The organism is Chryseobacterium shigense (assembly GCF_014207845.1).
Taxonomy (GTDB): domain Bacteria; phylum Bacteroidota; class Bacteroidia; order Flavobacteriales; family Weeksellaceae; genus Chryseobacterium; species Chryseobacterium shigense_A.
On sequence record NZ_JACHLC010000001.1, the window covers coordinates 979753 to 991504 of the forward strand.

The 11752-nt window shown below is 36.5% G+C and carries 11 protein-coding genes; 1 reads left to right on the forward strand and 10 read right to left on the reverse strand.

Annotated elements, in window-relative coordinates:
• Positions 1–74: 74 nt before the first annotated feature.
• The 10 genes from HNP36_RS04430 to HNP36_RS04475 form a co-directional block, all read right to left on the reverse strand.
• Entirely contained in the window at positions 75–410 is a 336-nt protein-coding gene (locus tag HNP36_RS04430) for a YegP family protein (protein WP_184160017.1), read from the reverse strand.
• 316 nt (positions 411–726) lie between these two features.
• Positions 727–2517, reverse strand: a complete 1791-nt coding sequence (locus HNP36_RS04435) for an acyl-CoA dehydrogenase family protein (protein ID WP_184160015.1) — start codon at positions 2515–2517, stop codon at positions 727–729.
• Positions 2518–2568: 51 nt separating this feature from the next.
• Positions 2569–2925, reverse strand: coding sequence for a four helix bundle protein (locus tag HNP36_RS04440; RefSeq protein WP_184160013.1), 357 nt, complete (start codon positions 2923–2925; stop codon positions 2569–2571).
• A gap of 35 nt (positions 2926–2960) precedes the next feature.
• Complete coding sequence (locus tag HNP36_RS04445; RefSeq protein WP_184160011.1) at positions 2961–4139, reverse strand: acetyl-CoA C-acyltransferase; 1179 nt, start codon at positions 4137–4139, stop codon at positions 2961–2963.
• Between the two features lie 97 nt (positions 4140–4236).
• Complete coding sequence (tnpA, locus tag HNP36_RS04450) at positions 4237–4701, reverse strand: IS200/IS605 family transposase (protein WP_184160009.1); 465 nt, start codon at positions 4699–4701, stop codon at positions 4237–4239.
• An 86-nt stretch (positions 4702–4787) separates the two neighbouring features.
• Positions 4788–7181 carry a 3-hydroxyacyl-CoA dehydrogenase/enoyl-CoA hydratase family protein gene (locus HNP36_RS04455; RefSeq protein WP_184160007.1) on the reverse strand — a complete coding sequence of 798 codons (2394 nt, stop codon included), beginning with the start codon at positions 7179–7181 and terminating at the stop codon, positions 4788–4790.
• A 55-nt stretch (positions 7182–7236) separates the two neighbouring features.
• Positions 7237–7689, reverse strand: coding sequence for a MarR family winged helix-turn-helix transcriptional regulator (locus HNP36_RS04460; RefSeq protein ID WP_034727924.1), 453 nt, complete (start codon positions 7687–7689; stop codon positions 7237–7239).
• A gap of 165 nt (positions 7690–7854) precedes the next feature.
• Positions 7855–8778, reverse strand: coding sequence for an ABC transporter ATP-binding protein (locus HNP36_RS04465; protein WP_184160005.1), 924 nt, complete (start codon positions 8776–8778; stop codon positions 7855–7857).
• Between the two features lie 259 nt (positions 8779–9037).
• Positions 9038–10009: an iron ABC transporter permease gene (locus tag HNP36_RS04470; RefSeq protein WP_184160003.1), complete on the reverse strand. Its 972-nt coding sequence runs from the start codon at positions 10007–10009 to the stop codon at positions 9038–9040.
• Positions 10010–10031: 22 nt separating this feature from the next.
• A complete protein-coding gene (locus tag HNP36_RS04475) occupies positions 10032–10595 on the reverse strand; it encodes a TlpA family protein disulfide reductase (protein ID WP_184160001.1) in 564 nt (187 codons plus the stop codon).
• 32 nt (positions 10596–10627) lie between these two features.
• Between HNP36_RS04475 and HNP36_RS04480 the strand changes: the two genes are divergently transcribed.
• The gene (locus HNP36_RS04480; protein ID WP_184159999.1) at positions 10628–11752 is read left to right on the forward strand and encodes an iron-sulfur cluster-binding domain-containing protein; all 1125 of its coding nucleotides are present in this window, start codon (positions 10628–10630) and stop codon (positions 11750–11752) included.

Consider the following 11752-nt stretch of genomic DNA (forward strand, 5'->3'; position numbering starts at 1 on the left):
TTATTACTTTAATACAGTAAATAAAAAATGCCTTAAGAAATAAGACATTTTTATTAAGATTATTGTACACAGTATTAAAGAACGGTTTCATCCTCTACAGAGGCACCCGGAGCATTATTCTTTACAGATTCTATACCGTTTTCCATTCCGTTTTCGGATTCGTACATCTGGCTGGTTCCTATGATCTGACCGTTTCCTGCCTTTAAATTGAAATAACAGCGGTCATCTTTCGCCGTATTCCTTTCAAATTTTGAATCATCCTGTGAGTTGATGCGTACGGATTCTATACCGTTTTCACATGAGGATTTTGAGCCATATCCCTGGCTTGTTAGGATGACTTGTCCGTTTCCGGCTTTCAGATTGAACTTGAAGTCATTGTCTGTCCTTTTCGAGATAACAAATTTTCCCATAGTAATAAATTTTTTGTTTTTTGATTATTTGGAAGGCTGTGCCTTTTTTGTGTCTGTTGATGTTTTTTCAGGAATGTCGGGATTCAATATCCTGTAAACAGGAATCAGGAATAAAGGAAATAATAGGATTTTCATAAGGTTTTTTGAATTTTAAATAAAAATAAAAAAAATAATGGAATTTTAGACTCCTGAAGCCTATAGATTTTTTATATATCAGTTTGCATTTCTGTTTGTTATGGATTTTTCAGTGTTTAAATTAAAAGAAAAGCGCCTCAAAAAGATGAGACGCTTTAAATCAAATTTATGTTATAAAAGACTAATAAGCTCCTTTAGTAATATAGTGTGCAGCAATTTTTTCAGTTAAAGCCACTACATTCGGATGGTTGGTGTATTTTGTGAATCTTCTCAACCCGGAAAGCATCATTCTCTGTTCATCACCTTCTGCGAAAGAAATAATTCCTTCTTTAGCGGCTACGATTGTTTTTTCAACGGCTTTGTACAGATTAAGCTGTGCCATTGCTGCTTCTACAGAATCAGGAGAGAAGTGCTTTTCAGCTCTTAATACAGCAGATTCTGCCATATAGATCTGGTTAAGGATTTCAGAGGCATTCAATAATAAGTGCTGCTGCTTCTCAATATCCATCATGAATTTCTGAAGGGCAGCTCCGGAAACCATTAAAAATACTTTCTTAAGATTTGCGATGATAGCTTTCTCTTCACTCATGAATGCTGAATAATCAGGAACTTCAAATGAAGGAATTCCCATTAATTCTTTGCTGATAGCCATTGCCGGAGACAACAGATCCAGTTCTCCTTTCATTGCTCTCTTGATCAGCATTCCTACAGATAACAATCTGTTGATCTCATTGGTTCCTTCATAGATTCTTGAAATCCTTGAATCTCTCCATGCAGCTTCCATCGGCGTATCTTCAGAGAATCCCATTCCTCCGTATACCTGGATACCTTCATCAGCAGTGTGCTGTGCAAGATCAGATACGAAAACTTTAAGAATAGAACATTCTACAGCGAATTCTTCAACACCTTTAAGCTCTGCAGCCTGATGATCCATTCCGCCTGCTACAAGCTCATCAATTTTATCCTGAACATCTTTTGCCGCTCTGTAAGATCCTGCTTCACTTACGAAAACACCTGTTGCCATTTCAGCAATTTTCTTTCTGATGGCTCCGAAAGTAGAAATAGAAACTCCAAACTGCTTTCTTTCATTAGAATATTGAATTGAATGGTTCAGAATTCTTCTTTGTGCATCAAGACAAGCTGCGGCCAATTTGATACGGCCTACGTTCAATGCATTTAAAGCGATTTTGAAACCGTTGTTTCTTTCTCCTAAAAGATTTTCCACCGGAATTTTCATATCATTGAAGAAAACCTGACGGGTAGAAGAGGCACGGATTCCTAATTTGTGTTCTTCCTCACCGAAAGTAATGCTTCCCGGATTTTCAAGCTCCGAACGGTTAATAATGAAACCTGTGATATTCTTATCATCATCAATTTTGGCAAACAAAGTGAAAGTATCAGCAAATCCTGCATTGGAGATCCACATTTTCTGTCCGTTGATGATATAATGTTTTCCGTCTTCGGAAAGTTTTGCTCTTGTTTTTCCTGAGTTGGCATCAGAACCTGCATCCGGCTCTGTTAAGCAGTAAGCTCCGAATTTTGTACCTGTAGCCAGATCCGGAAGATATTTCTTTTTCTGCTCTTCAGTACCGTAAAGAACGATAGGAAGTGTGCCGATTCCGGTATGTGCTCCGTATGCTGTAGCCAATGAACCTGTTACTCCGGAAATATAGTCACAGGCAAGCATTGTTGTTACAAAGCCCATTCCCAAACCTCCGTACTCTTCAGGAACTGATATCCCAAGCAATCCCATATCTCCAAGTTTACGCATTGTTTCTTCCGTAAATGCATAATCCTTCTTCTCAAAACGCTCTTTCTGCGGAACAACCTCTCTGTCGATAAATTCTTTTGCAGAGTCACGAAGCATTTTTTGCTCCTCATTCAGTTCCTCAATACTGAAAATTTCATTTGCAGGAATTTCTTTGATCAGGAATTCTCCGCCCTTCAGTGTTTTATTAAGTGTATTACTCATTATTTTATGATTTTAAATTTTAGATTATAAATTTTAAATTATTGATTTTCGTTATAAATTTTCAGATGAAGTTTTTATGATTTTGGTCAAAATATTAATAATGCTTTCAATTTCTTTCAAATAAGAATCTATTTCAATTTGAACTAAATTTGAAGATTGATAAAGTCTTAACCAATATTTAGTTTCTCTTGCTTCTTTATTTGCAATAGAAAGTTTTGAGATAAAATCTTTTTTAGACTGGGCTGCAATTGCTTCTTCTACATTTGCGCCAATTGAAGTTCCACAGCGAAGAATTTGTTTTGATAAAATAAATTCATTTTGAGATTTACAATGAGTATAAAATTTAATTATTCTTAAAGCAAAATCAAAAGTTTTTATTTGGATCAAATTGTCTTCTTTGAAACTCATTTCATCTAAAATTTATAATTTAAATCTATAATTAATTAAAGAAGTTCAAAGATTGAAGCTGCTCCCTGTCCTGTACCTACGCACATAGAAACCATTCCGTATTTGTTTCCGCGTCTTCTCATTTCGTCAAGAAGCTGAACGGTTAATTTTGTTCCTGTACATCCAAGCGGGTGACCTAGAGCGATTGCCCCTCCGTTTACATTCAGAATATCAGGATTCAGACCTAGTTCTTTTTTGATAGCAACGGATTGTGATGCGAATGCTTCGTTTAATTCTATTAAGTCAATATCTTTTAATTCAAGACCTGCCTGTTTTAAAGCTTTTGGAATAGCATAGATTGGGCCCATTCCCATAATTCTCGGCTCTAAACCTGCTGCTGCATAAGCTGCTAATCTTGCTTCCGGTTCAAGTCCTAGTTCTTTTACCATTTCTTCGCTCATTACCATTACGAATGCAGCTCCGTCACTCATTTGAGAAGAGTTTCCGGCAGTTACACTTCCTCCGTTAGCGAATACCGGTCTAAGTTTTGCCAGGCCTTGTAATGATGTGTCTGCTCTAGGGCCTTCATCTACAGAAAAATCAAACTTTTTAGTCTGCATTTTCTGGTTTTCATCAAGGAAGTTATATTCTACAGGAATGGAAACAATCTGATTGGCAAATTTTCCTTCCTGATTGGCTTTTAAAGCTTTCATGTGAGATTCAAAAGCGAACTGGTCCTGTTCCTCTCTTGTAATATTGTATTGTTTAGCAACTTCTTCAGCTGTATAACCCATTCCCCAGTAATAATCAGGGTTTGTTTTGGCAATGTCTGTTTCCGGAACGGGTTTGTAACCTCCCATCGGGATATATGACATGGATTCTGTACCTCCTGCAATAATGCAATCCGCCATTCCTGCCTGAATTTTTGCGGAAGCAATCGCAATCGCCTCACTTCCTGATGCACAGTATCTGTTTACGGTAACTCCGGGAACCTTGTCTGTATTTAAACCCATTAAAGAAATTAAACGGGCTACGTTCAAACCTTGTTCAGCTTCCGGCATGGCGTTTCCTACAATAAGGTCATCAATTCTGTTTTTATCTAATTGAGGCAGCTCAGCCATTAATTTTTCAATAACTGTAGCGGCCATCACATCGGGTCTTGTGAATCTTAAACTTCCTTTTGGAGCTTTTCCAACGGCAGTTCTGAAACCCTTTACTATATATGCTGTTTTCATATTTTTTGTTTAATTAAAATTTTGAATTTTTTTGCCTCGTAGAGGTAAACTGTTCATAGCTTTTTTGCAATTTACGGAGCTCCGTAGGAGCGACCTGTTAATCTTCAATCCATTCAAATAAATATTTTGAATCATATTCAATTTCAAATTTTTCCATAAAATCCAAATATTCTTCTTTAAATGTTTTGTTTTTATGATGCTCTTCCTGATTTAAGATATATTTTACAACGGAATCTACATTGCTTTTAGAATAAGAAAAGGCTCCATATCCTTCCTGCCAACTGAATTTTCCGTTAATCCATCCTTTTTCATTAATAAACTTTGATGAACCTGCTTTAATATCTCTAACCAAATCTGAAATTGATATTGTTGGGCCTATACTCACAAGAATATGAATGTGATCCGGCATTGCAAAAACCGCAAATAATTTTTGATTTCTATTGGCAATAATACCTGTAATAAATTTATGTAATTCTTCTCTGTTTTCCTTTGGAATCAGGTTTTGCCTCCCTCTAACAGCGAAAACAATTTGAATATAAATTTGGGTGTATGTGTTTGCCATAAAAACTAACAGGTCGCCTCTACGAGGCTCAATAACATTTTAAATTATTAATTGCTATTAACAGGTCGCTCCTACGGAGCTTCCTTCTAATTTCTCAACGGTTTTCCATTTTGAAGCATGTACTGAATTCTCTCCAGAGTTTTTCTTTCACCGCAAAGCTGAAGGAATGTTTCTCTTTCAAGGTTCAATAGGTATTGTTCAGTTACTACGGTTGGTTCAGAAAGATTTCCTCCGACCATAACGTTAGCTAATTTGTCTGCGATTTTCTTATCGTGCTCAGAGATGAAGTTTCCGGTAAGCATCTGGTCTGTTCCTACGTAGAACATTCCTAAAGCGTCTTTTCCTAAAACTTTTACTTTTTGCTCGATAGGTTGGGTATAACCTTGCTCTGCCAATAATTTTGCTACTTTTTTAGCTTCGGCGATCTGTCTGTTTTTGCTTACGGATACAATATCTTTTCCTTTTTCAAGAATTCCCATATCATAAGCTTCGTAGGCTGAAGTGGCTACTTTACCCATAGCAATGTTCATGAAGGCTTCACGAAGTCTGTTGTTTTTAACATCATCACTGTGGAATTCTCTGGAAGTTCTTAATGTAAGTTCTTTAGTCCCGCCGCCGCCAGGAATTACACCAACTCCGGTTTCAACTAAACCAATGTAAGTTTCTGCTGCTGCTACAACTCTGTCTGCGTGCATGGTCATTTCGCAACCACCACCAAGGGTCATTCCGTGAGGGGCAACAACTACAGGAATAGAGGAGTAACGTACTCTCATCATGGATTTTTGGAAGTAAGCGATTGCCATATTCAGATCATCCCAGTCCTGTTCGATGGCCATCATCAGGATCATTGCTAAATTGGCTCCCACAGAGAAATTGGCTCCCTGGTTTCCTACAACTAAACCATCATATTCTTTCTCAGCTAAATCAATGGCTCTGTTTAATCCGTCAAGAACTTCGCCTCCAAGAGAGTTCATTTTTGAACGGATCTCGAAGTTGATGATACCGTCACCAAGATCTTCGATAGCTGCTCCGGAATTACTCCAAAGTGTTTTATTTTTTCTGATATTATCCAAGATGATGAATGCATCCTGACCTGGAATTGTATTGTATTGTCCTGAATTTTTATCAACGAAAATGCTCTGACCTTCATCATTTACTTTATAGAAGCTCTCTACATTTTTAACCCAGTCTGAAACTTCATAGCCGGCATCTTTTGCCAGTTCAATACCTTTTTGAACGCCTACAGCATCCCAAATCTCAAACGGACCGTTTTCCCATCCGAACCCGGCTCTCATGGCATCGTCAATTTTATAAACTTCGTCAGAGATTTCAGGAACTTTATGAGAAACGTATGCGAATAATGCCCCTAAAGATTTTCTGTATAATTCTCCTGCTTTATCTTTTCCACCAATTAAAACTTTAAATCTGTCAATTGGTTTATCTATATTTTTAGTTAATTCTAAAGTAGGGAAGGAAGATTTCCCCTGAAGTTCATATTCTAATGTATCGAGGTTTAACCCATGGATTTCAGATTTTCCTTCTGCATTTTTTACTTTTTTATAGAATCCCTGCTCAGTTTTGGAACCCAGCCATTTGTTATCCATCATTTTCTGGATATAACCAGGAAGGGCAAAAACATCATTGAAATTATTGGCTTCAGCACCGCTCTGGCGTACACCGTTGGCTACCATCACCAATGTATCAAGACCTACAACGTCAGCTGTTCTGAATGTGGCTGATTTTGGACGTCCGATTACAGGTCCTGTCAATTTATCAACTTCAGAAACGGTTAATCCTAATTTCTGTACATTGTGAAGAAGATCCATCATAGAGAAAACCCCGATTCTGTTGGCAATAAATGCCGGAGTATCTTTAGCTAAAACGGTTGTTTTTCCCAGGAATTTGGCTCCATACGTCATGTAGAAATCTACAATTTCCGGATCTGTATCGTTTGTTGGGATAATTTCCAGAAGTGGAAGGTATCTTACCGGGTTGAAGAAGTGTGTTCCTGCAAAATATTTTTTGAAATCATCGCTTCTTCCTTCCGTCAAAAAGTGGATAGGAATTCCTGATGTATTAGAAGAAATTAATGTTCCTGATTTTCTGAACTGTTCAATTTTTTCATAAACAGATTTCTTAATGTCAAGCTTTTCAACAACTACTTCAATGATCCAGTCTGTATTTTTGATTTTCTGAAGATCATCATCAAAATTTCCTACTTTAATCCTATCTGCAAATTTGGGAGAATAGAGAAGGGCAGGACTAGCTTTTTTCAGTTTTTCAAAGTTCTCAGAAGCAATTCTGTTTCTTACCGCTTTGTCATCTTTGGTCAAACCTTTTTTCTGTTCAGCTTCTGTCAGTTCAAAAGGAACGATATCCAAAAGGGACACTTCCACACCAATATTGGCGAAATGTGCCGCAATACCGCTGCCCATAATTCCTGAACCAAGAACCGTTACATGTTTGATTCTTCTTTTCATATGTAAATTTTTATTATTAATAAGGTCATATGGAACCATATGGTTTCATTATAATTTATTTCCTGTTGTTTAATAGTTCGTTGGCAATCTTCATGATTTCAGACATTACTTCCTTGAAGGTTTCAATCTTTTCCGGAGCAATCTTTTCCATCACTTTTTTGTTAAAATTAACGACCACTTCTTTTGACATGTTCCTTGAATTCAATCCTTTATCTGTAAGTTTGATAATCACTTCCCTTTTATCGGCAGTGGTCTTTTCCTTATAGATATATCCGTTATCTTCCAGAAGTTTGATAATTCTGGTTAAAGAAGTGGGTTCAATAGCCATTTTAGGACCTAAATTGGTACTCCGGGTTCCTTCTTTGGGATCAATTTTAAGAAGAGTGAGGGCCTGTACAGCTGTAGAATCATGCTCCTGGGCAAGTTCTGTGTACATCTTAGAAACAGCCAGCCAGGTCTGCTTCAAAACTAAATCTACGTTTTCTATTTTTTCTTTATTATTATCCATCATTTATTCACTAATGGTGTTACCCAAATGTAGTAAATATTATGCATGCATAGTATTTATTAACGTTAAATTTTGTTAATACGCTGATAATAAATAGATTAAATTATATGATTAGCATAATACTATGCATGCATAGTATGTGAAATATTTAACAGAAATGCAGTATTAATGAACGTTTTTAACGAAATTGACTATTTCTTCGAAAGATTCATATTGTTGTTTGGTGGTGCCGGTGAGGATACCCCAAAAACCATTTTTATACTCAAAATGTAGGGCTGAAAGGTCTTTTTCGAAATTTTTCTGTAATAAAGAGTATAGCATTTCTTTGTGAACAGGCGGTGCATCAATGGAAGGGGGAACAAAACTTTCATTCACCTGAAATAATGAAACATTAATAAGCTCTTCATGCTGAAGCAGCACTTCTTCCACAATCCCTGAAAAAAGCTGGTTATCTTTTACGTACCATATCTTGTCTGCGAATTCTTTAGCCAATCTCCAGTCGTGGGAAGAAAATAGGATGATTTTATTTTGTTCCTTAGCCAGTTTGCGCAGAGTTTTTAAAATGATGAGCTTGTTCTTTTCATCCAAGTGGGTTGTTGGCTCATCCAGGATAATTACCGGAGAATTTTGAGTGATGGCTCGTCCGATGAACGCTTTCTGCAAATTCCCGTCTGAAAGGTTTTTAAGAAGGGTATGTTTATACTGGCTCAGTTCCAGGTCATTGATGATTTGTGCAACTTCATCCCTGTCCTCTTTTTTAAGCTCAAAATAAAATGGATAATAAATATATTTTCCCAGCGAAATAAGGTCTTCAACTGTATAATGCTGCGGAACATTTGATTTTGAAAATACAACAGCTATATATTCTGCAATTTCTTTAACGGAAAGGGTTTTTATATTTTTCTGACCCATTAAAATTTCACCGCTTAAAAGGGAAATCTGATGTAAAATAGATTTGATAAGCGTTGTTTTTCCCACACCGTTATTTCCAATCAGAAGGCATACGTCACCCAGTTTCAGATCTGCGTTGGCATTTGAAATTAAAGTCTGGTCGTAGCCTATATCGACTTGTCTGATTTGTAGGTGCATTGGATTGGTTAATTAATCGGAAGAATAATTTTTACAAAAATACTGTTTTTAAAGTGCAACAAGTTCGACTTGAACAAATTTTTATGCTGTTGTAATTTCATAAATAATTGACAATTCTGACTTCTCGTTTCTTTAAAAAAATAACACTTAATTTCTCAAAAATCTGCTTAATCTGCTAAATCTGCGAGCGTATAATTTTTTATTTTTTCTCCCGCAGATTGAGCAGATCAAGCAGATCTTAATTTATTGTTCATATTTATTAAGCATTATTCTGTTTTAAAAGCATCAACAAAATAACAGGGATTCCAAATACAGAGCTTATCACATTCAACGGAATCTGTGTTTTTTCAGCTATTACAGAGAAAAGCATCATCACCAGCATTCCAAGAAACATATTAAGAATCCATTGCTGCCATAATTTGGACGGATTATAGATCAGCCTGCAGAAATGTGGAACAATGATCCCAATAAATAAAATAGGTCCCAGAAAGGCTGTAATAGAAGCTGAAAGCAGGGAAGAAGATGCAATGATCAGGATTTTTAACTGATTAAGATTAACTCCCAAACTCTGTGCATAAGAAGTTCCCAAAGAATTGCCTATCAATGGCTTTATGGTTTTAAAACAAAAAAACATTCCTGTAAAAACCAGAATAGATAATACATAGATCTGGTTTCTTGTCACCATATTATTAGCACCGAAAGACCATAAAATATAGTTTTTCAGACTTTGATTTTCTGCATAGAACTGTAATAATGAAACAACAGCACCTGCAAATGCCGAAACAAGAAATCCAAATATAATAAGATAAGATTTATCCTGAAATCTGTTCGACATGGAAAGCAAGATCAGCATCAAAACAAAGCTTCCCGCAATAGCTGAAAGACTGAGAAAACTGTTTTGCAGAAATTCCGGGATTAAAAAATCATGGGAAAAGAAAATGTAAAAGGCTACCGATAAACTGGCTACAGAGGTAATTCCTAAAATATCCGGACCAGCCAGCGGGTTTTGAAAATATTCCTGCATCAGGAAACCGGAAGTAGGAATCGAAATTCCGGCTAAAAGCATCACCAGAATACGGTTGACACGGATCTCCGCAATCTGGCTTTGAGCAGTATTCTGAAAAAAATCCTGTATACCCAAACTTAAAAATCCTGTATTCAGGTTGATCACAGCAGTAAAAATAATGGCAGCTGTCAGCAGTAAACACAGGATTTTGAATTTTTTTGACATGATCAGAAAGAATCCGGATATATTATTTTAAAAGTGCATCAACTTTAGAGTTCAGCACTTCTTCGGTCATCATACCTAAGTATTCATCAGTTTTATCTCCTTTTCTCAGATAGGTAAAAGGAATGGATCCGCCGTCCCACTGTTTGAAATTATTACTGAAAAAAGTAGCATCCAGCTTCTGCCCATCCAAAAGAATGATATTACCGGCAAGATTATTTTCCTGTGCAAATGTTTTCACTGAACTGTTCCATTCAGATTTATCATCAAGATTGATAAATGTAAATTTTACAGGTTTTCCATGTAGTTCCTGCATTTTGTTCTTAAAATGAGGAATTTCTCTTATGCATGGTCCACACCAGGTTGCAAAGAAATTAGTTACATATAAAGTATCATTTTTCTGAGCCAGAAATTTTCCGAGATCCTCAGGAGAAAGTTCCTTTGAAACATAAGCTCCTGATGCAGAAGAAGCTGTATTTTCTGATACAGTAACGGAATCTTCAATAGCCGTGTTTTCCGTTTTCTGACCATCTTTTTTACAGCTGTAAAGTGCAGTGAGGATAAGCGTGGATAAAATTATCTTCTTCATAAATTATTTTTTGACTATTTTTGAGTTGAAGTATGGAACAACAAATCTATAAAGGGAAACTGATACAGTTTCATCCGTTAAAAATAGCGAAAAAGGAACAACTGACCAAAAATACTTTTTCTCTGGAATTCGATATTCCCGGGAATTTGCAGGACAATTTCAAGTTCGAAGCAGGACAATTTGTAAGCATAAAATTTATTGCTCATGGTACGGAAGTTATTAATGATTATTCAATGACATCGGCACCTTATGAGAAAAAAATCAGCCTAGGGATAAAGGTAAACTCTTCTGAAGGAGCTACTTCAGAGTTGTTTAAAAACTATAACACCGGAGATGAACTGATGATAGGAGAGCCTTCCGGAAGGTTTACATTGGTTTCCAAACCAAACGAGTTCAGGACAATCGTTGGTTTTGCAGCAGGAATAGGAATAACCCCGATTTTGAGCCACTTCAAAAACATCCTTCACAACGAACCCCGTACCAGGCTTTTTTTATTTTTCGGCAATACAAGTTCAGAAGAACTTATTTATAGAGATCAACTCGACCATCTTGTCAAAACTTATGACGACAGGCTTCAGATTTTCTATTTCTTTTCACGGGAGAAAACGGCTGACCAGTTTTTCTACGGAAGACTGGATGAAAAGAAGCTGAACCTTATCATTAATCAGATTCTGCATCTGGATGATACTGATGAAGAGTCTACGATATGGGATGCAGTAGATGAAGTGCTGATCTGCGGAAAAGGAGAGATGATCAAATCACTGGCAAATGCCTGCTACCATCACGGAATTCCGAAAAAGAATATTCATTTTGAACTTTTTGAGGAGTACAATGAGGATATTTATCCTGTAGAAAGAGAATTTTCATTGATTGAAAACATAGAGGTTGAATTTAAAATATTCGGAAAAGAGTATGAAACCCATCTTCCTGATAATAAAGAAAAGATCCTTCAGCAGCTGCTGATCCAGAAATTTCCTGTACCTTACTCGTGTAAATCCGGTATCTGCGGAAGCTGTGAATGCTATCTTGAAGAAGGAGAGGTGGAGCTGCTTGAAAATGAGTACCTCACCGAAAAGGAAGAAGCGCAGGGAAAAATACTGGCATGTATGTCTATTGCAAAAAGTAAAAAAATAAAGCTTAACTTTGATCTTAGTTGA

What these genes read in the sequence shown, in the direction of transcription:
- HNP36_RS04430 (WP_184160017.1), bottom strand. Translation starts at nt 410, where the DNA reads ATGGGAAAATTTGTTATCTCGAAAAGGACAGACAATGACTTCAAGTTC.
- HNP36_RS04435 (WP_184160015.1), bottom strand. Translation starts at nt 2,517, where the DNA reads ATGAGTAATACACTTAATAAAACACTGAAGGGCGGAGAATTCCTGATC.
- HNP36_RS04440 (WP_184160013.1), bottom strand. Translation starts at nt 2,925, where the DNA reads ATGAGTTTCAAAGAAGACAATTTGATCCAAATAAAAACTTTTGATTTT.
- HNP36_RS04445 (WP_184160011.1), bottom strand. Translation starts at nt 4,139, where the DNA reads ATGAAAACAGCATATATAGTAAAGGGTTTCAGAACTGCCGTTGGAAAA.
- tnpA (WP_184160009.1), bottom strand. Translation starts at nt 4,701, where the DNA reads ATGGCAAACACATACACCCAAATTTATATTCAAATTGTTTTCGCTGTT.
- HNP36_RS04455 (WP_184160007.1), bottom strand. Translation starts at nt 7,181, where the DNA reads ATGAAAAGAAGAATCAAACATGTAACGGTTCTTGGTTCAGGAATTATG.
- HNP36_RS04460 (WP_034727924.1), bottom strand. Translation starts at nt 7,689, where the DNA reads ATGGATAATAATAAAGAAAAAATAGAAAACGTAGATTTAGTTTTGAAG.
- HNP36_RS04465 (WP_184160005.1), bottom strand. Translation starts at nt 8,778, where the DNA reads ATGCACCTACAAATCAGACAAGTCGATATAGGCTACGACCAGACTTTA.
- HNP36_RS04470 (WP_184160003.1), bottom strand. Translation starts at nt 10,009, where the DNA reads ATGTCAAAAAAATTCAAAATCCTGTGTTTACTGCTGACAGCTGCCATT.
- HNP36_RS04475 (WP_184160001.1), bottom strand. Translation starts at nt 10,595, where the DNA reads ATGAAGAAGATAATTTTATCCACGCTTATCCTCACTGCACTTTACAGC.
- HNP36_RS04480 (WP_184159999.1), top strand. Translation starts at nt 10,628, where the DNA reads ATGGAACAACAAATCTATAAAGGGAAACTGATACAGTTTCATCCGTTA.